Origin of the sequence: Maribacter luteocoastalis (genome assembly GCF_048890225.1) — a bacterium.
In the GTDB taxonomy this organism is placed as follows: Bacteria; Bacteroidota; Bacteroidia; order Flavobacteriales; family Flavobacteriaceae; genus Maribacter; species Maribacter luteocoastalis.
On sequence record NZ_JBMFZG010000009.1, the window covers coordinates 70,332 to 94,085 of the forward strand.

A 23,754-nucleotide genomic window follows, 5' to 3' on the forward strand; every position below is an offset into this window, starting at 1 on the left:
GTCAATTAACTGTCAAACCTAATTTTTTTCCTTTTTTGATCATAAAGTGTTTGGCAGCCTCATATTCATTGGGTATCTCGCCTTCTAAAATAGCTTCCTTTATCGCATCTTTAATTATTCCTATTTCCTTTGATGGTTTTAGGTTAAAGGTTTCCATTATTTCCTCACCACTTACCGGTGGTTGAAAATTTCGTATACGATCTCGCTCCTCTACTTCAATAATTTTTTCCCTTACAATTTTAAAATTGTTTTTGTACTTACGAAGTTTTTTTGGGTTTTTGGTGGTTATATCTGCTTCACACAAAGTCATTAAATCATCTACAAATTCACCAGCATCGAACACTAATCTTCTTACAGCGGAATCTGTTACATGTTCTTCAGATAGAATTATTGGTCTGGAACTCATCATTACTAACTTTTGAACATATTTCATCTTTTCATTTAGTGGCATCCTTAACCTTTTAAACAGCTTGAATACCATTTTTGAGCCTACAAACTCATGCCCGTGAAATGTCCAACCTATTTTTTTATGAAACCTTTTTGTTGGCGCCTTCCCAATATCGTGTAATAGCGCTGCCCAGCGTAACCATAGGTTATTGGTATTTTTAGAGATGTTGTCAACAACCTCCAGGGTGTGCCAAAAATTATCCTTGTGTTTTTGTCCTTCAATTTCCTCAATACCTTGTAGGGCAGTTAATTCTGGTAAAATAATATCTAAAAGACCTGTTTTATGTAGTAAAGAGAATCCAATTGACGGGGTTTTGGAGAGTAAAATTTTATGCAGCTCATCAACTATGCGCTCATTGGAGATTATCTTAATACGCTCCTTGTTTTCTGTTATAGCATGCAGCGATTCTGGTTGGATGACAAAATCCAGTTGAGTGGCAAAACGTATGGCCCTCATCATTCTTAAGGGGTCATCTGAATAGGTTATGCTTGGCTCTAAAGGAGTTCTGATTAATTTGTTATCTAAGTCTTTAAGACCATTAAAAGGATCTAAAAGCGCTCCAAAACTGGACTTATTAATGGATAATGCCAAGGCATTAATTGTAAAATCGCGTCTTTTTTGGTCATCCTCTAAGGTACCATCCTCAACAACAGGCTTTCTACTGTCCCTATGATAACTTTCTTTTCTGGCCCCAACAAATTCTAATTCTAAATCACCATGTTTTATCATAGCGGTGCCAAAATTTTTAAAAACAGAAATTTGCGGTTTACCTTCTAATTTGGACGCCACTTTTTGAGCCAGTTCAATACCGCTCCCTACAGCCACAATATCGATATCCTTGGCCGTACCTCGGTTTAGAAAATAATCACGTACAAAACCTCCTATAACATAAGCATCAATTTGGAGTTCATCTGCACATTGCCCTATTATTTGAAAAATATGATTTGAAAGTGCTTTTTTATGGTTCATTTATGGTTGCTTAGGCATTATTTACGGATAATTTTTACCGTACCATCATTACTTAGCTTAATTATTGAAGATGGGGATTGATTTTCAATTTCCCGGTGCAAATTTACCACATAGTCTACACCTTTTAAAATTGCTTGGTCTATTTCTTTGAAACTATTGGGAGTCGCTAATCCCGCAATATTTGCAGAGGTTGATACTATTGGTTTTTTAAACTTTCCTATTAAGTATTTGCAAAATTTATCGGATGCTACGCGTATTGCGATAGTATTGTCTGAAGCTACTAAGTTTTTAGCTAATCCTTTGGGTTGGTCATATATAATGGTAGTTGGTTTTGTGGATAAATCCATAATGTCATAAGCTACCTCTGGAACTTTTTCAACATGCCTTTCTAGCATGGCATCATTTGCTACTAGACAGATAAGTGCTTTTGAGTCTGCTCTTTGCTTTAATGCATACACTTTTTTAACAGCATTTTCATTTGTGGCATCACAGCCAATTCCCCAAACCGTATCCGTAGGGTAGAGGATAAGGCCGCCACGGTTTAGGACTTCAATACAAGTATTCAATTCTGAGCTAAAATCAATTTTCGACATAAGTATTTAGATCTCTATAAGTGTCATATAATTTTTTAACTGTGATTCGTAATTCCATTTCTCATGGGAATAAAAATCTTTATTTTCAATTGTTTTGTTGGTTATAGATTTAAATAACATCAATAAACTTTCTGAATTGGTATAGAAATAGGAATTTTCTTTTAAATCTGGTATGATGCTTACTTCTTTTGGACAAATGAGAGGCTTTTTATAAGCAAATGCCAAATTATAGGCGCCAGTAATTTTATAGTTCAAATAATGCCGCTCTTCTGTGGTAACGGGTGCCATTATATAATCCGATTTTTTTATATAGCTATGGAATAGTTCATTTTCGATAAAACTATCAAATGTTAAAACCATTTGATTTAGACTTAATTTTTCCAGTTCATGTAGGAACGATTTTGCATCTGCATTCGCCGGATTCACTTTGCCAAGTAGTATGATTTTTAAATTATTAGTGTCTTTTTCTATTTTGGATAACGCCTTTAACACTAGGTTGTAATCTCTTCTTTTATAGTTTAATTCCCCAGGAATACAGACCCAAACATCATTATTTTTATCTATTGTTCTTACCGTTTCATATTCTGGAAAATAAATAGGATAATAAGGAAAAAGAGATAACCCCTTATTGTTAATTTGAGCGGAATTCACTAAAAAATCATTAAGCACAAAATAGTTTTTAATACGCTTACTAACTGACTTTTGAGAAGAGCTATGATTTAACTTTTTTAAATTGTGTATAGTACCGAAACAGGTAATGGATTTTGGTAAAAATTGTATAAGTGCAATAGTTTCCTTATTGCTGCTTGCGGTATTAAAAACAACTTTTTCAAATTTATTATCAACAATATACCGGTATAATGAAAACCAATTTATAATTCTTATTATAAGTGTTGAAGCACCTCTAGGGTCAAACAGTTTTATTTTATTTTTATCTATACCGTAAAAGGTAATATTATTACTGTTTTTTGGGTTGATTATAAGACTTACGTCATAGTTGGCATCCTTTAAAAATTTAATTTGGCTAAAAAGACATTCTTCATGGTAAGTGGTCAACTCAATGAGTGCTATTTTCTTTTTCACATTTTTATCTCTTAGATAATTCAAAGATACTGGAAGACTTTTATATTTTTGTCCTTATATGAGCAACAACATGGAGATTCCTAAAATCAGTGTAATCGTAAGTACTTATAATGCAGAAGAATGGTTAAAAAAGGTTTTATGGGGATTTGATCAGCAAACATTTAAGGATTTTGAGGTGGTCATAGCCGATGATGGATCTAGGGATGCCACTAAAGAGTTAATTGAAGAAATGTCTTTGCAGGTAAGTTATCCTATAGTTCATGTGTGGCAAGAGGATGATGGTTTTCAAAAATCTATGATTCTGAACAAAGCCGTGGTCGCATGTAGGTCTGAGTATATTATAATGACAGATGGTGATTGTATACCAAGAGAGGACTTTGTACAGGTACATTACATTAATAAACAGCAAGGTTATTTTATTTCTGGGGGATATTATATGTTACCAATGAACATCTCAAAATTAATATCATTGGAAGATATTGAAAAACAAAGATGTTTTAATATTAATTGGCTAAAGGAAAAGGGCATTCCAAAGACCTTTAAGAACAATAAATTAACGGCTACAGGTATTTTCTCTAAACTTTTAAATTGGATAACACCCACCAATGCCAGTTGGAATGGTCATAATTCCTCTGGTTGGAAGAAAGATATTGTAAACGTTAATGGTTTTGATGAACGTATGCAATATGGGGGCCAAGATAGAGAGTTGGGAGAGCGGCTTTTTAATTTTGGAATAAAATCCAAACAACTACGTTACAGTGCAGTTTGTGTTCATTTAGACCACAAAAGAGGATATAAAACTCCTGAATCTATTGCTAAAAATGTTGGTATACGTAGGAAAACTAAATATGAGAAAAGGGTGTGGACCCACTATGGCATTACTAAATAGTAAGCCAATTCATTTTTTTGTTCCAAACGTTTCAGCTCCTTGTAACGTTCTAATACGCCCAATGCATTTAAGTAACATATGGTAAATCCTTTTTTGCCATCAAGAATACCAAACCGTAGTATGTAATGGTTAAAGAATTTCCAGCTTGGTTTTAGGAACATTAGTAAATAGCTGAACCTTTTCTCAGTATAAAAAGACTCAACAGCCTTAAGTCTACCATATTTAAGCATTTTACCTTTATAATCCTCATAATTCTTGTAGCAGTAATGTGTTAATTTTTCTTTTAAAATTCCCGATTTACCATTTACATCAAGAGTCTCATGAACAATTTTACAATCAGAAAACTTAACCCTGCTTTTTCTAAAAAGTCTATAGTTCTTATCAGTTTGCCATCCACTAAACCTTAACTTTTCATTTTGGAACATAAACTGTCTGTAGAACCAAAAGGCAACTATATCTGTATTTTGATTTATAGTGTCTGAGATTTCATTTTGCAAGGCACCGGTAACTATTTCATCTGCATCAACAAACAATACCCAATCATTAGAGGCTTGTTTTAAAGCGAAAGATTTTTGTGCCGTAAAATTTTCAAATGGATTTTGAATCACTTTTACCTTTGGATGTTGCTTTAAATATTCAAAAGTGCCATCTGTACTATAGGAATCCACTACCACTATTTCATCAGCAAAAGCAATTGATTCAATACATTTTTCTATGTATCCTATTTCATTATAGGTAATAATTAAGGCGGTAAGTTTTTCTATTTTGCTAGTCATATTATCCAGTATAAGTAGGACACTTTTGGTTGGGTCAACAAAGATATAACAAAAAAAAAGCTTGAAAATTGTATTTTCCTACAAAATTTATGGCAAAGCCCATATTTACTTATAACAATTTAATGTAAGACGGCAATATGTTTAAAGAAAACCACCATAGTCGGAAATATTTTCGACTATGGTGGTTTTAAATACTACTTGAAGCTTAAACAGCTACGTCATATTCCCTTAACGCATCATTTAAGGAAGTCTTTTTATTGGTACTTTCTTTACGGGTGCCAATAATCAAGGCACATGGCACTTGATATTCTCCTGCAGGAAATTTTTTGGTATAGCTACCTGGAATTACAACAGAACGTGCCGGTACCAAACCTTTTCTTTCAAAAGGTACATCACCAGTAACATCAATTATTTTTGTAGATGCGGTTAATACTACATTAGCCCCTAATACCGCTTCTTTTTCTACGCGAACACCTTCAACAACAATGCATCTAGAGCCAATAAAAGCATTATCCTCAATAATTACGGGAGCAGCTTGTAATGGTTCCAAAACACCGCCAATACCCACGCCTCCACTTAAGTGAACGTTTTTTCCAATTTGGGCACAACTGCCAACTGTAGCCCAAGTATCTACCATGGTGCCTTCATCTACATATGCACCAATATTCACATAACTTGGCATTAAAATGGTGCCTGGGGAAATATAAGCACCATGTCTAGCTACCGCATTCGGTACAACACGGATACCTTTTTCCTTATATCCTTTTTTAAGTGGCATTTTATCGTGGTATTCAAAAATACCCGCTTCCAATGTTTCCATTTTTTGAATAGGGAAATACATTACAACCGCCTTTTTTACCCATTCGTTTATTTGCCACCCATCAGCAACCGGTTCTGCACAACGCAACTTTCCTAGGTCAATTAGGTTGATAACCTCTCTTATAGTTTCTTGAATATCCGTTTCTTTTAAAAGCTCTCTATTTTCCCAAGCTTTCTCAATAGTATTTTTTAATTCGGTCATTTCTTCTAAAAATTTTGTCAAATATAGGTGGTAGGATAGTAAATAGCCACCTAAGAAAGTACATATAACAAATTATCCTTTATTTTTGCAAAAAAAATAGTTTTGGGAAGGATTCTGGCAATAGATTATGGTAAAAAACGAACAGGTATTGCTGTAACGGACGAACTGCGATTAATTGCCTCTGGACTTACAACAGTAGCCACATCGGATATTATATCCTTTTTAAAAGAATACATTATAAATGAAAAGGTTGATATTTTTGTTGTTGGTGAGCCTAAACAAATGGACAATATGCCATCAGAATCAGAGGTTTTGATACTTCCTTTTATTCAAGAAATCAAAAAAGAATTTCCAAAAATTACGGTTGAACGGCAGGATGAACGATTTACCTCCAAGATGGCATTTCAGACGATGTTGGATAGTGGCTTAAAAAAAGGACAACGCAAAAACAAAGCTTTGATTGATGAAATTAGCGCAACCATAATTTTACAGTCTTATATAGAGAGCAATAAATTTTAGGTATTTGAAGGGAGCGGAAATATTAATTAGAAGAAAGTTCAGGCAATATTTGGATTCTTATTTCAAAAATAAGGAAAGGCAAAATTTAAGTAATAGCGACTTTGTAATAGTTAGTAAAAATTGTTGGGGAGGACAACTATATAAATGGTTCGATCTGCCATATAATACCCCATTTGTTGGGTTGTTTTTATGTGGCCCATGCTATATTAAACTTTTAAAAAACTTTGAGTATTACCTTGGGCAAGAATTAAAATTTGTAGAAAATACCAAATACCAGGTTAATGTAAAAGAGATATACCCTATTGGGATGTTAGATGATATTGAAATTCATTTTCAACATTACAAAGATGAGAACGAGGCAACGGATAAATGGAATAGAAGGGTTGCGAGACTAAAAAGTAATATGGACTTTGATCGTTTTTATTTCACTATTTGTGATAGGAGGGACGCGTCGGTAGAAATAATAAGGGAATTTCACGATTTGCCATTTAAAAATAAAGTCTCATTCGGCAAAAATAAAATTGAAGGATTAAATTCAAGCCAACATATGGTTGTACATAATCCGAAAAAGAAAAGTACCCAATTACAAAACGGAAAAAAATTATTTAAACTAACATTTTTGTATTTTGACCTGGTTACATGGCTTAATACAGGAATGGTCAACAGATCACGATTTAAAGCATAAACTAAAGTTATGATATTACCAATTATTGCCTATGGCGACCCTGTATTACGAAAAGTAGGAAGCGATATAGACAAGGATTACCCAAATCTCCCAGAACTTATTTCAAATATGTGGGAAACCATGTATAATGCCAGTGGTGTAGGGCTCGCGGCACCACAAATAGGATTGCCAATTCGTTTGTTTTTGGTAGATACCACACCTTTTTCTGATGATGAGGATTTAACGCTAGAGGAACAGAAACAACTAGACGGATTTAAAAAAGTTTTTATTAATGCCAAAATTGAAGAGGAAACAGGATCGGAATGGGCTTTTAATGAAGGATGCCTCAGTATTCCCGATATACGAGAGGATGTGAATAGAAAAGATACCATAACGATATCCTATCTAGATGAGAATTTTAAACAACATTCAAAAACATATGACGGTCTATTGGCAAGGGTTATACAACATGAGTATGATCATATTGAAGGAATTTTGTTTACCGATAAATTATCCACTCTTAAGAAGAGGCTTTTAAAGGGTAGACTAGCTAACATATCTAAAGGAAAAATTAACGTTGAATATAGAATGCGTTTTCCTTCTCTAAAAAAAGGACGTTAAAATATATTCACAATACAATTAAAAATATAATATTTGCCCTCTTAAAACCAGAAATTGCATATGGGATTGGATAAAATTTTATCAGTTGCCGGTAAACCCGGTTTATATAAATTAATTACACAGACCAGAAGTGGTTTTGTAGCGGAGTCTTTATTGGACGGTAAAAGAGTAAGTGTTGGTTTACGTAGCAATGTAAGTGTGTTGTCAGAAATTGCTATATACACACTTGAGGAAGAATTGCCATTAAGGGATGTTTTCCTTAAAATACAGGTGAAGGAAAAAGGGAATAAAACCTCTGTTAGCCATAAGGATGAGAAAATTAAGATGGAGGAATATTTCTTTGAAATTTTACCTAATTATGATGAGGATAAGGTTTATGCAAGTGATATTAAAAAAATAATTCAGTGGTATAATATCCTTTTGGAAAATGGGATAACGGATTTCGACGAAAAAAAATCTGAGCCTGAAGCAGTTTCTGAAGAAGAATAGTAACTATAAGAACAAAAAAATAAAAGCCTCGCTAATTTTAGCGAGGCTTTTTAATTTAATCCTTTTCTATTTCTTCATAGGTATATATACTCTTTTTCCAATCAATCAATGGTGACGGATAATACTTTACATTCATTCTATCCAAGAAAGGCGCTTGATCGGCCAAACGCACTTTATAATCATCCCAACTACGGTTTTCTGAAATACTCCAACTAAGCTCAGAATAGCCAATTACCCTTGGGAAAGCTAAATACTCCAGTTCATCTATATTACTGATTGTTTCTGACCATAACGGAGCTTCTACACCTAAAATATTTTTCATTGGGATGCCATACTCTTCTGGTGTCCACTGGTAAGCTGTATCAACTGGTATATATGCTGCCCAATGCAGTCCAAATTTAGATAAGGTATCATATTGCATATCCAAATAAGCTTTTTTTGCAGGGGAAACAATGATTTGCATTCCTTTTTCTACTGCTTTCTTTGCATTTTCCTCACTTGCCCACCACTGTGATATGGAAGTAGAATCTACATCGGCAATAGCCACTTCGTCCCAACCTATCATTCTTTTGCCATGTTTTTGAACAATTTTCTCAACCTTATTTACAAAATAGATATAATCCTCCTTTTTGGTTACATGGCTTTCATCTCCACCAATATGAAAATAAGGACCTGGCGTTATTTCGGATAATTCACGTACAACATCGTCTATAAAGGCATACACAGTATCCTTTCTTGTATCAAACGTGCTAAAACCAACACGCATACCTTCATATAACTTTGGTGTTTTTCCATTTCCATTAAGAAAAGGGTAGGATACCGATGCTGCGTTGGTATGCCCAGGCATATCTATTTCCGGTATTATGGTCATGTATCTTTCTGCTGCATAGCGAACTATTTCTTTATAATCTTCTTGGGTGTAAAAACCACCAGCTTCCCCGCCAACTTCTGTAAGCCCTCCAATTTCTGTAAGTTTAGGCCAAGATTTAATTTCTATACGCCAACCTTGATCGTCTGATAAGTGGAGATGAAGCACATTGATTTTATAGTAGGATAAAATGTCAATATATTTTTTCACATCATCTACACTGAAAAAATGCCTTGCAACGTCTAACATAGATCCCCTATAGGCAAAGTTTGGATTATCACTGATTTTACCCGATGGTATTGGCCATATTTTCTGTGGAGCTAAGGTATCATTGCTAGTCTCTGGGACCAGTTGGCGCAAGGTTTGTATTCCCCTAAATGCACCTTCTGCAGTATTTGCATTAAGAATAATGGAATCTTGGTTAATGTATAACTGATATGCTTCCGGATTCCCAAGTTCTAAGCTATCAGATTGGTTAATATAGATTACCCTTTCAACATCATTTGTTGTCTCACCATTTACAGGTAGTTCTAAATTAATTTTAGCCTTTATCTTTTCTGATAAAAATTCCCCTACGGCATCAAAACCAGTGGCACTTTTAGATGTGTAAATAGCCGTGAATTGGTCTAGTGCAAAGGCAGAATTGGTTGGTATGGTTTTAACGGGTTTTGGTATTAAACTTACTTTGGTAAGGTCTGTAACTGGCATAGGAATTCTCTTTTTTTGCTCGTCCTTACAGGCAAAAAAGGCTACAATTACAGAAATAAAGAAAATACTTCTTACAATAACAGTTTTAATCATTTTTATATTTAAGGTTTATTAATTAAATCTTTCATGGCGGCGTACCATAAATCATATCCTTTCTGGTTCATATGAAGTCCATCAGAAATAAAAATATCTTTTTTTAGCTTTCGTCCATTGAGCATTGGTGTCCACACATCTACGTATTTTAAGATAGGGTCATTTTTTGCCATTCGCTCAAATTTTCGATTCAATTTTTTGTACTTTCCTTTCAAATTCCACCTGCTAATACTTGGCTTTGCTGAGATAAGCATAATTTTCACATGTGGATTTTTAGCCTTAATTTTAGCAACAATCTGTTGCGTGGTAACAATTATTTCCTTGGGTCTTTTTTTTGCAAAAATATCGTTATCACCTTCATAAATAAACACTTTTATAGGATTGTACTTAAGTACAAGTGGCTCTATGTGGTACAATAGATCAGAAGCTTGTGAACCACCAAAACCTGTATTTAAAATTTGATGGTTAGGAAAGGACTCTTTTAGATTTTTCCACATGCGAATGCTTGAACTCCCTGTAAATACAATGGTATTTTTTGAGTTGTCCCAAATAGTATCATGTTTTTTTGAAAGTGTTGTGACCTCTTGTAAAAAGGGTACGGGGTCTTGTCCGTATGTAACATATCCTTTTCCGATAAAAAGAAGGGAAAATAAAAAAGTGACCAGTAATTGGTTTTGGAATCTCAACGTAATGTATTTAAAGTTAAGGTATATGGAATGGAGTGTGGCATTACATTTTTACAGGGCTGAGATCCTTGTTGGTTATTTCAATTTCAGACCAATTATAAAACCGTTCTATCCAGTTGTCAGAAGGCAAGCCTTGTTGCTTCATTCCAAATCCATGGCCACCTTTGGAATACATATGTAGTCCCGCATTTTTTTCGGCTTTTAACCATGAGGAATATAATTCTACACTTCCAGCTGCCAATCCTAATGGGTCATCGGTAGCGCATATTACTAACATTGGCGGTGCATCTGCAGGTGCTTCTTGAACCGGCATGGCAGTAGTCCAGGGATATACCGGAACAATAAAATTAGGCCTATTGGTTGAATTGTAATTATAAACTACCCCCATGGTTACGGCACCTCCAGCAGAAAAACCCATGAAACCAATTTTCTGTGGGTCGATGTTCCATTTGGTCGTATTGGTCCTTACATAGGCAATGGCTGAAAGTCCGTCTGCAATTGACAGCGGTAGAACAGGTGTAATCCGTTCTGCAATCTTTTGTGGGTTTGTAGTGCTTTCATCGGTTATTTCTTTTACGCCATCTTCTCTTGTGGGTACCAACCTATATTTTAAAACAAATGCCGTTATTCCCTTTTCATTTAGCCATTTGGCGACTGCCGTTCCTTCATTTTTGATACTAAGCGCATATAAGCCTCCACCTGGAGCAATAATTACACTCATTCCATTGGGCTTTTCTGGTTTAAAAACTTCCATGGTAGGTACGGACACATTGGTTACTACATCTGTTTGCCAGATATCCGAATAATAGCTTTTTGCCTGCCCTTCCCAAACAACATTTGAATTTTTATTAAATGGTAATTCTATAATTTCTTGCGCAAATAGGGCTGTATTAATTGTTAATATAGCACTTAAGAATAACATTTTTTTCATAACAGGTTTTGTTTAGTTTAGACTTATAAATATGAGGGCTGCCAATAAAGAACCTATAATTGGTCCTATAATGGGTACCCATGCATATCCCCAATCACTACTGGATTTATGTTTTAATGGCAGTAAGGCATGCAGAAGGCGTGGACCAAAATCCCTTGCCGGATTAATAGCATACCCTGTTGGGCCTCCTAGACCAAAACCAATACCCATAACGAGCAATGCAACTGGTAAGGCATCTAGGGACCCTAGTGATATGGCTTCATTGGCCATGGAACCACCTGCAATATAAAACACCCCAAAAACAAGTGCGAACGTTCCAATAATTTCTGTGACCATATTCCAAAAAGGATTTCTTATGGCTGGTGAAGTACAAAAAGTACTTAAAATTGCATTTGGTTCTTCGGTAGCATCATATTGTTTCTTATAGGTTAGCCAAATCAATAAGTTACCCATCATTGCACCCAAAATCTGTGCTACAATATATCCGGGCACCAAATTCCATGAAAATTTGCTAGCCGTAGCAAGACCTATGGTAACTGCTGGGTTTAGATGGGCTCCACTAACATCTGCTGATATGAAAACTCCGATAAATACGGCAATACCCCAAGCTATGGAAATACCAACCCATCCTGAGTCAGGTCCCTTGGTCCCTTTTAGTACTAAATTGGCCACTACACCATTTCCTATTAAGATTAACATAGCTGTGCCGATAAATTCAAAAATATAGTTGGTCATTGGTTATTTGGTTAAACTGGTTTAATATAAAAAAATCTATTGAGTTATACATTTTAAACACCAAACTGCTGTAGATGATGATCTAGATGTTTGGAGAAAAGGGTGTTCCACTGCTTTTCTGTTAAAGCTCCAAATGCATGTGAATCTTTACCATCAAAATGTGCACCACCTAGTTGTTGGGTTTTGGTAATATAATCTATTAGTCTAGTTTTTTCCTTCTCAAACTCCCGTTCATCGGAAATTAAAAAAATTGGTGAAGTGCGAAGATTCTTTTTATATGGTTTTGGACCTACAACCAGATTTTTAGCGAAAAGCTTAATTAAGAACTTCTGTAACCCTTTTGGTTTTTGATGTTTATCCGTATAAATTAATTCATAGGCAACATTACAATGGGCCAACATTTGTGAAACATTCATTTTGCCCCACTTATTTTGCGTTTCAGGAGTTAGATTTTGGATAGGTTCTATAGTTTCCTTTGATTCTTGCTCGTCAAATAAATTTTTCCAATTCATGGTATTTTAATTTGATATACATGTTGATTTTGAAAAATATTTCTTAGTTATCTAACTCCATTTACCGCCATTTGTAAAGTGTACACGGCATCCATGGCGGTAATAAATAAAATATCTTGCCTTGCTCCTCCAAAAGTTACGTTGGCTGTCCATTTTTCTGGCACCTTTATGTGTTCAATTTGTTTTCCTTTTTTGTTGAACACAGTAACCCCATCCCCTGTTAAATAAACGTTACCCTTATTGTCTATGGTCATACCATCGGAACCTAATTCACAAAAAAGTTTACGGTTGGTAAGTGTGCCATCTTCTTCAATGGTATAGGCATAGGTTTTTTTGTCCTTTATGTCAGCAACATATAATTTTTTGCCATTGGCAGTCCCAATAATGCCATTGGGCATAACAAAATTTGGGTCTACAATAATTAACTCCTTTGCATTAGGTGCCAAATAATATAGTCTTCTTTCGTCTATTTCGGCCTCGGTATAATTCCACCAAGGTCTTTTGTAAAAAGGGTCGGTTATATACATACCTCCATTTGGGGCCACCCAGACATCATTTGGACCGCCTAATTTTTTGCCTTTGTAGTTATCAATTAATACAGTAACATTCTTTTGTGGGTCAATACTCCAAAGCTCATTTTTTTCATCGGCACATGAGATGAGGTTACCGGTATTATCAAAAAAAAGTCCGTTGGAGCGGCCACTTGGTTGCATCCAATCGGTTACCGTATTATCAATAGCGTTCCATTTTACAATTCTGTCGTTTGGTTGGTCGGTAAAATAAACATCACCGTTCTTATCCACGGCAGGGCCTTCTGTAAACTCATATTCTTCGGCTACTAAAGTCAGCTCTGCACCTTTGGCAATAATGTTTTGTGCTTTGCAGGAAACAGCGACCAATACTATTGCCATGGATAAATAAGGAAGTTTCATGGATTATGTTTTAAGCTGGTTAAATAGATTTTAAGAATTGCATATTATGTTTCATACTTTCTAAAGGTGTACTTGCATATTCTTCTTGTTCAATAAAAATATGTTTTACCCCTGATGCTTTCTTGTTTCGTAACATCATTTTTATATCGAGACCACCTTTGCCAAATTCGGTACTTTCTTTTTTATCCATATTCATATCCTTTAAATGCCAAAGAGGAAAACGACCTGGATATTTTTTAAAGTAATCTAAGGGGTTCTTGCCTGCTACAATCACCCAACCAAGATCTAATTCCATATGCACCAAATCGGGATCGGTATTATCCATTAGCACATCATATAGGACTTGCCCATTATCAGATTCAAACTCATACTCATGATTGTGATACCCAAATTTGAGTCCCAATTTTTTACATTTTTCTCCAGCCTTATTGAATTCCTCAGCTACTTTTTTATAGTTGTCAACAGTTTGGCCTTCACTGGGCATTGAGGAGCAAATCAAATAAGATTGTCCGGAGGCAACAGCTTCTACCATGGTTTTGTCAAAATTATTATCCAATGCCACGTGGCCACTTGTTAATCGCATACCCAAATCATCACATGCCTTTTTCATATCTGCAGGGGTAAGTCCGTAATAATGACCTTTGCTGCTTCTGGCAGATTCTATTTCTTTGATCCCTATAGATGCGATTTTTTCTAATGTGCCCATGGCGTCCATAGCCATTTCATCCCTAAAGGAATATAATTGTACCCCATATTTTTGTTCTTCTCCCGTAGTGAAACTAAAGTTCGGCAATAAAAATGTGCCAAGTGAAAGCATGCTGGATTGTTGTAAAAAATCTCTTCGTTTCATTTAATTATTATTAAATTTTCTTCTCGGTTATTGTGATATCGTGAAAAAATGTGCCTTCTAAATTAGTAAATAATACGACACCTTTTCATGGTTATGATTTGTACTTTTGCCAAAATGTTTTTAGATGAATTCTAGAGAGGCACAATTAGAGGCTTTTGATAGGTTGCTCACTATTATGGATGAGCTTCGTTTACAATGCCCTTGGGACAGGAAACAAACCATGCAAACGCTACGTCACCTTACCATTGAGGAAACGTATGAACTAGGTGATGCTATCTTGGATAATGATCTTGAAGAAGTTAAGAAGGAGTTAGGTGATGTATTGTTGCACATAGTTTTCTACGCTAAAATTGGATCGGAGACCCAGGACTTTGATATTGCGGACGTGTGCAATGAAATATGTGGGAAATTAGTTCATAGACATCCCCATATCTACGGGGATGTCACTGTTGAAAATGAAGAAGATGTAAAAAGGAATTGGGAGAATATAAAACTTAAGGAAGGGAAGAAAAGTGTATTGGAAGGCGTTCCAAAAGGGCTTCCAGCTCTTGTAAAGGCAAATAGGGTTCAAGATAAAGTAGCAGGCGTAGGGTTTGATTGGGAAGAACCTGAACAGGTATTTGAAAAATTACAAGAGGAATTACAAGAGTTTACAACCGAAGTAAAGGTGGGTGACCAAGATAAAATGGAAGCTGAGTTTGGGGACGTACTTTTTTCCATGGTCAATTACGCTCGTTTTTTAAATATTAATCCTGAAAATGCCTTGGAACGGACTAATAAAAAATTTATAAGGCGATTTCAGTATTTGGAAGGAAAAGCCAAGGAAATGGGTAAGGAACTAAAAGATATGACTCTTGGCGAAATGGATGTTTTTTGGGAAGAGGCAAAAGTGGCAGAATAATAGGAACAGAGAAAGGTCCCCTCTACTTCACACATTAATAAATATAATTTGTTACAAGATTTTACAAAAGAATTTAGATACAATATAAAGCTATCAGTGCCTGTTATCATGGGTCTTTTAGGGCATACCCTTGTTCAATTGGCAGATAACATTATGGTAGGCCAATTGGGTACCGCAGAATTGGCCGCAGTTTCTTTAGGTAATAGTTTTGTCTTTATTGCAATGTCGTTGGGAATTGGTTTTTCTACAGCAATTACCCCTTTGGTTGCAGAGGCCGATGGTGCAGGTAACAAAGCAGATGGCAAAAGTGCACTTAAACATGGTTTGGTGCTATGCACTATTCTTGGAATTACTTTGTTTGGTGCAATTTTATTGGCCAAGCCCCTAATGTATATGATGAAACAACCTGTGGAGGTTGTGGAATTGGCCTTGCCTTATTTAGACTTGGTGGCGCTTTCCTTACTTCCATTAGTAATTTTTCAGGCATTTAAGCAGTTTTCGGAAGGGCTTTCGCAAACAAGGTATCCCATGTACGCTACAATTATTGCCAATGTGGTTAATATAGTATTAAACTATTTATTGATTTTTGGGTCGTTTGGGTTTCCCAAAATGGGGGTCGTTGGTGCGGCAATAGGTACTCTGGTTTCTAGATTTATGATGGTGGCCTATATATGGATATTGCTTAGAAAAAAGGAAAAATTCCATGACTATGTAACCGGGTTCAATTTTAGGAAAATTGAGAAAAAGGTGATGCGGAAAATTATTAATCTTGGTTTTCCTTCTGCCTTACAGATGTTTTTTGAGGTGGCCATATTTACAGCGGCGATATGGTTAAGCGGGGTTTTGGGTAAAAATGCCCAGGCAGCCAACCAAATTGCGCTAAACTTAAGTAGTATGACCTTCATGTTTGGTATGGGACTAGGTGTTGCCGCTATGGTACGCGTAGGCAACCAAAAGGGATTGCGAAATTTTATACAATTACGAAGAATTGCCAAATCCATCTTTTTTTTAACCTTATTATTGGAAATTGTTTTTGCCGTTCTTTTTCTTTTAGGTCGTACTTGGTTTCCGTCATTATACTTAGATGTGGACGATATTTCCAATATGGCGGATAATACAGAAGTAATTTTCCTTGCTGGACAACTTATGTTAGTTGCCGCATTCTTTCAAATTTCAGACGGCATACAGGTTGTTGTATTGGGTGCTTTACGAGGACTTCAGGATGTGAAAATACCTACAATAATTACCTTTATATCTTATTGGTTAATAGGTTTTCCCATATCTTATTATTTGGGTCTTTATACAAATTTGGAAAGTATGGGAATTTGGATAGGACTCTTATCGGGGCTAACGGCATCGGCTATTATGTTGTATCTTCGATTTAATTATTTGACACAACAATTGATCATATCAAACAAGTAAAAAGTTACACAAACCTTAAGTCTATTAGTGAGTATATGGAACTGCCAAAATTTTTATTAGGGGATAATACAGATTATCCTAGCGCTATATTTATTGTGCATACAGATTTCCCACGCTTTGTTATTAACCTAGAGAATGATGAAGTAGAGTGGTTAGAGGAATTTTCAAAAGAGGACGAAAAGGAATTGGAAACAGAGGCGGAAGGGTTAATAGAGGCGGCAACCGCTTTTTATGACAGAGAGGTCTCTCGTTACGAAGATTAATATCTATGTTTGAAGAACTGCTACATCTTGATAAAGAACTTTTTCTTTATTTGAATGGCATGGGAAATTCCGACTGGGATATTTTTTGGCAGTTTGTTTCCAATAAATTCAGTGCCATACCGCTATACCTTTTTCTTTTAATTGTAACCTATCAGAAATTTGGTGCTAAAAGAACCGCCCTACTGGTAATTGCAGTAGCACTTCTTATCACCGTATCAGATCAGTTAAGTAACTTTTTTAAATATGGCGTCGCACGTCATAGGCCATGCCATGATGAAGAGGTTGTCCATGTTATGCGGTTGGTTAAAAGTTATTGTGGCGGTAAATACGGTTATTTTTCTGCCCATGCCTCTAACTCTTTTGCAATTGCAATTTATTTTGGTGGTTTGTTAAGGGATAGAGTACGATTTATAGCTTTTTTACTTTTGGTCTGGGCTCTTTTGGTGGCCTATAGTAGAATTTATATTGGAGTTCATTTTCCTTTAGATGTGCTCACAGGAGCTGCAGTTGGAGCGCTGCTTGGATGGATTTTTTTGAAGTTATTTATATTTGCTGACCGGAAATTCGCCCTATGACATCTAATACAAGGTATTGGTTTTTGATTATTCTTATAATACTGGTGTATATTGCCGGAAATTTTGCACTTCTTTTTGAGAATGATTCCGCTCAATTTGCTGTAATGGCCATGAGAATGGTACAAGAAAACGATTTCCTAAATCTTTTTAAGGGGACTAATGAGTATCTGGATAAGCCACACATGCACTATTGGTTGGCAGCATTGTCCTTTAAAGTATTTGGTTTACATGATTGGGCCTATAGAATACCTGGAATTCTGGCCACTCTACTTGGGGCTTATAGCAGTTATGGGCTTGGGAAACTTCTTTATAATAGTAACGTAGGGAAATTAGCTGCATTAGTTTTTATGTCGGCACAGACTATTGTACTTGGGGCAATAGACGTGCGTACAGATGCTGTCCTTACTGGATTTACAATTTTGGCTATTTGGCAGTTAACAAAGTATATAGAGGAAGGAAGTTTAAAAGCTATTGCTATTGGGGCATTTGCAGCAGGTATTGCTTTCTCCACCAAAGGGCAAATTGCTTTATTGGTTATTGGTTTGCCCATAATTTGTCATATGGCGTACACTAGAAAATGGTACGCTTTTTTAAATTGGAAAGTACTGGTAGCCCTTATGGTCTTTGCTATTGCTATCGCGCCAATGTTATATGCATATTATCATCAGTTTGATCTGCATCCGGAGAAGGTCATAAGGGGCAAATCGGATAGGAGCGGTATATTCTTTATTTTCTGGGAACAGAGTTTTGAACGTTTAAGTGGTGAGGGTATTGGTAAAAATAGTAGTGATTATTTTTTCTTTTTCCATACTTTTTTATGGGTGTTTCTGCCATGGACCATTTTGGCCATTACCGGGTTTGGAACAAAAATAAAAGCTTTAGTAAAACAAAAATTTGCTTATGATTCCAGTAAAGAGGTACTGACAATTGGAGGAATTACCTTAATTTTTATTCTTATAAGTTTTGCCCAGTTTAAATTACCCCATTACTTAAACGTCACTATTCCATTGTTTTCGGTACTAACGGCTTCCTATATGTATGGGTTATATAGTTTGAACAAGCAAACGGTAATGAAGTATTTGATTATGGTACAGTATTTTATATTGTCCATTATTTTTATAGCTTCTTGTTTGTTATGTTTTTATGTATTTAAGATTGATAGTGTTTTTACCTACTTTATTTTAGGCATTGGAGGTGGGATAATACTCTTTTTTGCTTTAAAGAGTGAAGCGCAATTTGTAAAATTGATAACCATATCCGTTTGTGCTTCGTTCATGTTGAATTTAGTTTTAAATGTTCATTTTTATCCAAGTTTACTGAAGTATCAAGGTGGATCCTCTATGTCTAAAGTTGTTGAAGAAAACAATATTCCAGTAGATAGGATCTATAAAATTGGAAAGGAATTTACATGGGCCTTGGATTTCTATAATCAATCCCCTGTGAAATTAACCAACATAGAGGGGATAAAGAAAAATAATAATATCTGGATATATGCGAATGACGAAGAACTGGAAAAACTTAAGGTTTCCAGATTGGAGTGGGATACGCTTTACACCGTGGATCAGTTTAGGATCACTAGGCTCCAAGGTAGGTTCTTGAATCCTAATACACGTGATAAAGTATTACATAGACAATACTTGGTTCATATAAACTAGAGTGAATTCAGTGGTTTTATGACGCCATTACATCAAGCTTTATTTTCTTAAAATGATACCAGATGCCTATGAAAGATATCAAGGCCGTAATCAAGAAAAACACTACACTAATGCCTACCGAAATATTTTCATTGAGATTTAGTAGGGCTGCCCCATAAAAAAAGGTGACCTCCCTACTGCCAATACCTCCTATGGTTAAGGGTAGCACCGATACAATGGATGAAATAAGAAATATTACCAAATATGAAATTTGATTTATTTGAATTCCTAAAGAAAGCATGATAAACCACACGCATATAAGTTGCGCAAGCTGAACAATGGCAGAAAACAATAGGGAGGACCAGAAAACAGGTAGCACATAGTTAAAAAACTTTTTGTTCAAAAACCAAAATACCATTACCGATAAGGGAATGGCCAGTACAAATAAGAAATTATAGCTTGAAATGGCTTCATGATTAAGTACCAAGAGCAACAAGCACGCATAAATAAAAAGTAATAATAACCCACTTAAGCGGTCTAAAACTAGGACGCTAACCGCTCTTTTGGTAGGTACATCAAATGTTTTTTTAATTAGATATCCCTTATAGGCATCTCCCCCTATACCTCCAGGTAAAAAAAGGTTATAAAACATGCCAAGAAAATACAATTTAAGATTGCTATTTTGAGACAAGGGTACATTTAATTTATGGAAATAACCATTTAAACGTATTGCCGCGACTATTTTGGAAATCAAAAAAAAGAGAAGTCCACAAAAAAGATATACTGGGTCACTTTTTTTTAATATGGTGCCAATTTCTTCAATGTCAATTTTTGTGACAATAAAATAGATAAGTACAACACTTATGATAAACTTTAATAAGGTTGTAAAGTTCTTACGTGTCTTGGCCACCTACATTAATTTTTTTAATGCGATAAGGTCTTTTCTTCTGCGACTCGTAATACGTACGTATAAGGAGCTCCATAACAATGCCTATGGTAAACAGTTGAATACCGGCCATAATAAACATCATGCCAAAAATGAGCAAAGGTCTGGTTCCGATATCTTGTCCAAATCCAAGTTTTACAATCAATAAATAAATATTGATCAGTACACCTAAAAATATCATTAATGCCCCAAAAATACCGAATAGGTGAATAGGCCTCTGAAAGTATTTTCTAATGAACAAAAGTAGTACCATATCTGCTACCACCTTAAAGACACGTTCAAGTCCGTATTTGGAAACACCGGCATTTCTTGCATGGTGTTTTACAGGTACTTGTTTTATTTGTGCTCCTTCTAAATGTGCCAATAAGGTTATAAAACGGTGCATTTCCCCGTATAGGTTTAAATCTTTAGCGATATCCTTAGTAAATACCTTTAAGGCACAACCGTTGTCTTTTATGTCTAATTTAGTGACCCTACGCACTAAAAAGTTGGCAATTTTGGAGGGTATTTTCTTTACAAGTGAATCCTTTCGTTTTTGGCGTATACCAGTTACAACATCATACTCATCGTTAACGGCGTAAGACAACATTTGTGGAATATCACTGGGGTCGTTCTGTAAATCCCCATCCATGGTAATAATATATTCCCCTTCAGCATAATCTATTCCAGCAGCTAATGCTAAACTTTGCCCATAGTTCTTTTTAAGCTCAATAAGATGTACTTTATCATCCTGTAGCTCCTTGATAACCTTTTTGGTTTTATCAGTGGAAAAATCATCTACATATATGATCTGATAATTATAACCTACTAGGCTTTCATGAATTTTTTGGGTTAACAATGTTACATTTTCTTCTTCGTTAAAGAGAGGTACGACTACCGATAAAAGGGAAGGGGTAACAATGTCCATTAAGCTAATTTTGGATTAGCGGCAAAGTTATGTTTTTTATTACTAAGATGGTAAACTTGGTTTTACGAAAACTGTTTTAGGATGATTCCTTGGTTTTTATATACATAGCTAAGAGTTCTTCGGCAGCCATAAAAGGGGAGAGGATACCTTCAATTATCTTTTTCTCCAATTTAGGAACCATTTCCCTAACTTGATTTTGCTGATAAAAGTTCATTTTCAATAACTCTTCCACATATTCCTTAAACCAATTTTTGTTCTGGTCCTTTCTTTTCATATCAAAATATCCGCTTTGTTTGGTTTGTTGTGTATTCCTTAAAATGGTTACCCAAATTTTATCCAATCCCTTGTTTTCCAATGCAGAACACATGGTAACGGTCGGGGTCCAACCATTGTCTTTGGGAGGAAACAATTTTAAGGCCTGTTTAAATTCTTCTTTTGCAAGTTTGGCTTTATTAATATTGTCACCATCCGCTTTGTTTATGGCAATAGCATCTGCCATTTCAATGATACCCCGTTTTATGCCCTGTAATTCATCACCTGCTCCCGATAATTTTAAAAGGAGAAAGAAATCTACCATGCCTTGTACAGCTGTTTCGTTTTGTCCAACACCTACGGTTTCTATTAGTATTACATCGTAACCGGCAGCCTCTAGTAAAATGATACTTTCCCTGGTTTTTCGGGCTACACCGCCCAAGGTATCACCAGAGGGTGAGGGCCTAATAAAGGCCTTAGGGTCTGCAGCTAAGGTTTCCATTCGAGTTTTGTCACCAAGTATGCTACCTCTGGTTCGCTGACTTGTTGGGTCTACAGTAAGTACGGCCACATACTTGCCTTCTAGAGTAAGCATTTTGCCAAATTTTTCTACAAAGGTACTTTTACCTACACCTGGTACTCCAGTGATACCAATTCTAATGGTTTCTTTTTTATATGCTAAACAAGCTTTAATCAGACCTTGGGCAATTTGCTGATGTTCTGGTTTTTTGCTTTCAATGATGGTTATCGCCCGGCTTAAGGCAGTTATATTATTTTCCAAAATACCTTTAACCAAGTTTTCTGGAGCAGTAACTGATTTTGATTTGTCCTTGCCTGTTGTAATGGTAGAATTTTTTAAGGCTAATTAATGGGTACTTGAACTTTTACCTGGTCCCACAAAAGGTCTAAGTACAATTGGTCCTTTTCTTCAAAAGCAATGGTAAAATTTTCTATTGGTTTAACTTGTTCCTTAATGGGGACTTCAACGACAATAACATCTTCTTCTGGTTCCCTTGTGGTTTCCGAACCACCACTTAATAAGGTAACGCCCCAATCCGGTACTTCTTTATTAAAAATAACTTTCCAATTTTCCTTATTTGGAATGGTCCATAGGGAATATGTGCCTGCAGGTAATAACTTGTCAATGATTTTGATTTGATTGGTAGTTGTAAATGTGGTGGGCTCGTTGGCACCGGTACGCCATACCTGTCCATATGGTACAAGTTCACCAAATATGATTCTATTTTTTTTAGATGGACTAGAATAGTTTACTGTTATGGTTCCTCCTTTAAAATCATAGGTGGCAGTTTGCTCTGGGCTATATTTCTTTGTTTGAGATTGCATATATGGCAAGCCAATAAAAAAGAATAACGCAGCTAAAACTGCCAACGTAATCACTAGTCGTTTTAAAAATCTCATAATTGGTTTTATTTAATAATTTGTGATTAGAATTTCTAAGGTAGTAAATCAAACTTAAAGATAGAGATGTTATTATAGGATTCACCTGGCCTAAGTACGCTGTTTGGGAAATCTGGTATGTTAGGAGCATCTGGGTAATTTTGTGTCTCAAAACAGATGCCGGGAAAATCTAAAGGGGTATAGACTATTAATGCAGGTTGGTTAGTGTATACTTTCAAGGATATGCCTGATCTTTGTGAAGAGACCTCGGCTACCTTTTCATTTCCAATGTCTTTAATAAAGGGGGTATCCATACGTTGTACACCAATTTGTTTGGGCAGCAGAAAATCATAGCTGGTCCTTCTTACAGGAATAATATCGCCGGTTGGCAATAAATTGTCATTGGTTTCCAATACGTAGGGACAGTTTAATTGTAATTCGTAATCATCTATATATGGACTATCATCCAATTTAAAGTAAGAATGGTTGGTAAGGTTTACCACTGTACTTCTGTCGGTAATCGCCTCATGTACTATTTGCAGGGCATTACCAACAAGTTTGTAGGTTACGTTCACAGTTAAATTACCTGGATATCCTTCTTCTAAGTGTTTACTTTTGTAAGAGAGCTTAACATATGGGTCATTAGATTTACCTACTTCTTCAATATGCCAATATTTTTGGTTAAAACCTTCCTTGCCACCATGTAAATGCACACCTTCATTGTGCTGTAGGTGAAATTTTTCCCTGTCAAGTTCAAATCCCCCTTTGGATATGCGTCCGGCATAGCGTCCAACGCAGGCGCCAAGATAATTTTCATCCAATCGATACCTACTAGGATGATTGTAACCTACAACAACATTGGTAAATGTATGGTCCTTACCTTTTACCAAAAGCTTTTGTATGGTGGCACCGTAATCCAGGACCATCATGGTGATGAATTCGTTGGATATTGTAACTTGTTTCAAATGGAAATTTTAATAAGATCAGTAAAAATAAAAGTTTTTTGCAACATCGTTATTTTTCTTTCGTCTTTAAATTAACAACAACTAAAAACAAACACCAAACCAAT

Annotated in this window: 27 protein-coding genes; 10 read left to right on the plus strand and 17 right to left on the minus strand. The window is 35.6% G+C overall.

From position 1 onward, the window contains the following. Position 1: 1 nt before the first annotated feature. The 3 genes from ACOCEA_RS15265 to ACOCEA_RS15275 are packed head-to-tail and all read right to left on the minus strand — an operon-like array spanning position 2 to position 3,093. A complete protein-coding gene (locus ACOCEA_RS15265) occupies positions 2-1,417 on the minus strand; it encodes a CCA tRNA nucleotidyltransferase (protein WP_420757132.1) in 1,416 nt (471 codons plus the stop codon). 17 nt (positions 1,418-1,434) lie between these two features. Continuing rightward, positions 1,435-2,010, minus strand: a complete 576-nt coding sequence (locus tag ACOCEA_RS15270; protein ID WP_420757133.1) for an L-threonylcarbamoyladenylate synthase — start codon at positions 2,008-2,010, stop codon at positions 1,435-1,437. 6 nt (positions 2,011-2,016) lie between these two features. Continuing rightward, the gene (locus ACOCEA_RS15275; RefSeq protein ID WP_420757134.1) at positions 2,017-3,093 is read right to left on the minus strand and encodes a glycosyltransferase family protein; all 1,077 of its coding nucleotides are present in this window, start codon (positions 3,091-3,093) and stop codon (positions 2,017-2,019) included. Between the two features lie 58 nt (positions 3,094-3,151). Between ACOCEA_RS15275 and ACOCEA_RS15280 the strand changes: the two genes are divergently transcribed. Further along, positions 3,152-3,982 (plus strand): glycosyltransferase family 2 protein, encoded by an 831-nt coding sequence (locus ACOCEA_RS15280; RefSeq protein ID WP_420757135.1) that lies wholly within the window; start codon positions 3,152-3,154, stop codon positions 3,980-3,982. Here the strand turns inward: ACOCEA_RS15280 and ACOCEA_RS15285 are convergent. Both ACOCEA_RS15285 and ACOCEA_RS15290 read right to left on the minus strand, forming a co-directional pair. Next, complete coding sequence (locus ACOCEA_RS15285) at positions 3,964-4,758, minus strand: glycosyltransferase family 2 protein (RefSeq protein ID WP_420757136.1); 795 nt, start codon at positions 4,756-4,758, stop codon at positions 3,964-3,966. The genes ACOCEA_RS15280 and ACOCEA_RS15285 overlap by 19 nt on opposite strands. Positions 4,759-4,963: 205 nt before the next feature. After that, the gene (locus ACOCEA_RS15290) at positions 4,964-5,779 is read right to left on the minus strand and encodes a 2,3,4,5-tetrahydropyridine-2,6-dicarboxylate N-succinyltransferase (protein WP_420757137.1); all 816 of its coding nucleotides are present in this window, start codon (positions 5,777-5,779) and stop codon (positions 4,964-4,966) included. 102 nt (positions 5,780-5,881) lie between these two features. On the opposite strand from ACOCEA_RS15290, the gene ruvX reads away from it, so the two are divergent. Genes ruvX through ACOCEA_RS15310 form a run of 4 tightly spaced genes read left to right on the plus strand, consistent with a single transcriptional unit; the run spans position 5,882 to position 8,072 of the window. Next, positions 5,882-6,298 (plus strand): Holliday junction resolvase RuvX, encoded by a 417-nt coding sequence (gene ruvX, locus ACOCEA_RS15295; protein ID WP_420757138.1) that lies wholly within the window; start codon positions 5,882-5,884, stop codon positions 6,296-6,298. A gap of 4 nt (positions 6,299-6,302) precedes the next feature. Then, a complete protein-coding gene (locus ACOCEA_RS15300) occupies positions 6,303-6,983 on the plus strand; it encodes a DUF1919 domain-containing protein (RefSeq protein WP_420757139.1) in 681 nt (226 codons plus the stop codon). A gap of 9 nt (positions 6,984-6,992) precedes the next feature. Next, on the plus strand, positions 6,993-7,583 hold the full coding sequence (gene def, locus ACOCEA_RS15305; protein WP_420757140.1) for a peptide deformylase: 591 nt from the start codon (positions 6,993-6,995) through the stop codon (positions 7,581-7,583). Between the two features lie 60 nt (positions 7,584-7,643). Continuing rightward, positions 7,644-8,072: a DUF5606 family protein gene (locus tag ACOCEA_RS15310; protein WP_420757141.1), complete on the plus strand. Its 429-nt coding sequence runs from the start codon at positions 7,644-7,646 to the stop codon at positions 8,070-8,072. A gap of 55 nt (positions 8,073-8,127) precedes the next feature. Here ACOCEA_RS15310 and ACOCEA_RS15315 read toward each other — a convergent pair whose 3' ends face one another. The 7 genes from ACOCEA_RS15315 to ACOCEA_RS15345 are packed head-to-tail and all read right to left on the minus strand — an operon-like array spanning position 8,128 to position 14,387. Beyond that, complete coding sequence (locus ACOCEA_RS15315; RefSeq protein ID WP_420757142.1) at positions 8,128-9,741, minus strand: family 20 glycosylhydrolase; 1,614 nt, start codon at positions 9,739-9,741, stop codon at positions 8,128-8,130. A gap of 8 nt (positions 9,742-9,749) precedes the next feature. Then, on the minus strand, positions 9,750-10,427 hold the full coding sequence (locus ACOCEA_RS15320; RefSeq protein WP_420757143.1) for an SGNH/GDSL hydrolase family protein: 678 nt from the start codon (positions 10,425-10,427) through the stop codon (positions 9,750-9,752). 43 nt (positions 10,428-10,470) lie between these two features. After that, complete coding sequence (locus tag ACOCEA_RS15325; protein WP_420757144.1) at positions 10,471-11,358, minus strand: alpha/beta hydrolase; 888 nt, start codon at positions 11,356-11,358, stop codon at positions 10,471-10,473. 12 nt (positions 11,359-11,370) lie between these two features. Further along, positions 11,371-12,093, minus strand: a complete 723-nt coding sequence (locus ACOCEA_RS15330; protein WP_420757145.1) for an MIP/aquaporin family protein — start codon at positions 12,091-12,093, stop codon at positions 11,371-11,373. A gap of 53 nt (positions 12,094-12,146) precedes the next feature. Next, complete coding sequence (locus tag ACOCEA_RS15335) at positions 12,147-12,605, minus strand: DUF1569 domain-containing protein (protein ID WP_420757146.1); 459 nt, start codon at positions 12,603-12,605, stop codon at positions 12,147-12,149. 47 nt (positions 12,606-12,652) lie between these two features. Then, the gene (locus ACOCEA_RS15340) at positions 12,653-13,537 is read right to left on the minus strand and encodes an SMP-30/gluconolactonase/LRE family protein (RefSeq protein ID WP_420757147.1); all 885 of its coding nucleotides are present in this window, start codon (positions 13,535-13,537) and stop codon (positions 12,653-12,655) included. 19 nt (positions 13,538-13,556) lie between these two features. Further along, the gene (locus ACOCEA_RS15345; protein ID WP_420757148.1) at positions 13,557-14,387 is read right to left on the minus strand and encodes a sugar phosphate isomerase/epimerase family protein; all 831 of its coding nucleotides are present in this window, start codon (positions 14,385-14,387) and stop codon (positions 13,557-13,559) included. A 124-nt stretch (positions 14,388-14,511) separates the two neighbouring features. On the opposite strand from ACOCEA_RS15345, the gene mazG reads away from it, so the two are divergent. The 5 genes from mazG to ACOCEA_RS15370 are packed head-to-tail and all read left to right on the plus strand — an operon-like array spanning position 14,512 to position 19,203. Continuing rightward, the gene (gene mazG / locus ACOCEA_RS15350) at positions 14,512-15,288 is read left to right on the plus strand and encodes a nucleoside triphosphate pyrophosphohydrolase (RefSeq protein ID WP_420757149.1); all 777 of its coding nucleotides are present in this window, start codon (positions 14,512-14,514) and stop codon (positions 15,286-15,288) included. A 48-nt stretch (positions 15,289-15,336) separates the two neighbouring features. Continuing rightward, positions 15,337-16,710: an MATE family efflux transporter gene (locus ACOCEA_RS15355; RefSeq protein ID WP_420757150.1), complete on the plus strand. Its 1,374-nt coding sequence runs from the start codon at positions 15,337-15,339 to the stop codon at positions 16,708-16,710. A 35-nt stretch (positions 16,711-16,745) separates the two neighbouring features. Further along, positions 16,746-16,973: a hypothetical protein gene (locus ACOCEA_RS15360; protein WP_420757151.1), complete on the plus strand. Its 228-nt coding sequence runs from the start codon at positions 16,746-16,748 to the stop codon at positions 16,971-16,973. 5 nt (positions 16,974-16,978) lie between these two features. Beyond that, a complete protein-coding gene (locus ACOCEA_RS15365) occupies positions 16,979-17,548 on the plus strand; it encodes a phosphatase PAP2 family protein (RefSeq protein ID WP_420757152.1) in 570 nt (189 codons plus the stop codon). Continuing rightward, positions 17,545-19,203, plus strand: coding sequence for an ArnT family glycosyltransferase (locus ACOCEA_RS15370; protein WP_420757153.1), 1,659 nt, complete (start codon positions 17,545-17,547; stop codon positions 19,201-19,203). Before ACOCEA_RS15365 ends, ACOCEA_RS15370 begins: the two co-directional genes overlap by 4 nt. A 16-nt stretch (positions 19,204-19,219) precedes the next feature. Here ACOCEA_RS15370 and ACOCEA_RS15375 read toward each other — a convergent pair whose 3' ends face one another. The 5 genes from ACOCEA_RS15375 to ACOCEA_RS15395 all read right to left on the minus strand — a co-directional run bounded on the left by ACOCEA_RS15375 (position 19,220) and on the right by ACOCEA_RS15395 (position 23,650). Further along, complete coding sequence (locus tag ACOCEA_RS15375; RefSeq protein ID WP_420757154.1) at positions 19,220-20,092, minus strand: lysylphosphatidylglycerol synthase transmembrane domain-containing protein; 873 nt, start codon at positions 20,090-20,092, stop codon at positions 19,220-19,222. Continuing rightward, positions 20,076-21,035, minus strand: coding sequence for a glycosyltransferase family 2 protein (locus ACOCEA_RS15380; protein WP_420757155.1), 960 nt, complete (start codon positions 21,033-21,035; stop codon positions 20,076-20,078). Before ACOCEA_RS15380 ends, ACOCEA_RS15375 begins: the two co-directional genes overlap by 17 nt. A gap of 76 nt (positions 21,036-21,111) precedes the next feature. Next, positions 21,112-22,131, minus strand: coding sequence for a methylmalonyl Co-A mutase-associated GTPase MeaB (meaB, locus tag ACOCEA_RS15385; RefSeq protein ID WP_420757255.1), 1,020 nt, complete (start codon positions 22,129-22,131; stop codon positions 21,112-21,114). A gap of 17 nt (positions 22,132-22,148) precedes the next feature. Continuing rightward, positions 22,149-22,706 (minus strand): DUF2911 domain-containing protein, encoded by a 558-nt coding sequence (locus ACOCEA_RS15390; RefSeq protein ID WP_420757156.1) that lies wholly within the window; start codon positions 22,704-22,706, stop codon positions 22,149-22,151. 35 nt (positions 22,707-22,741) lie between these two features. Continuing rightward, the gene (locus ACOCEA_RS15395) at positions 22,742-23,650 is read right to left on the minus strand and encodes an aldose epimerase family protein (RefSeq protein ID WP_420757157.1); all 909 of its coding nucleotides are present in this window, start codon (positions 23,648-23,650) and stop codon (positions 22,742-22,744) included. Positions 23,651-23,754 lie beyond the last annotated feature (104 nt).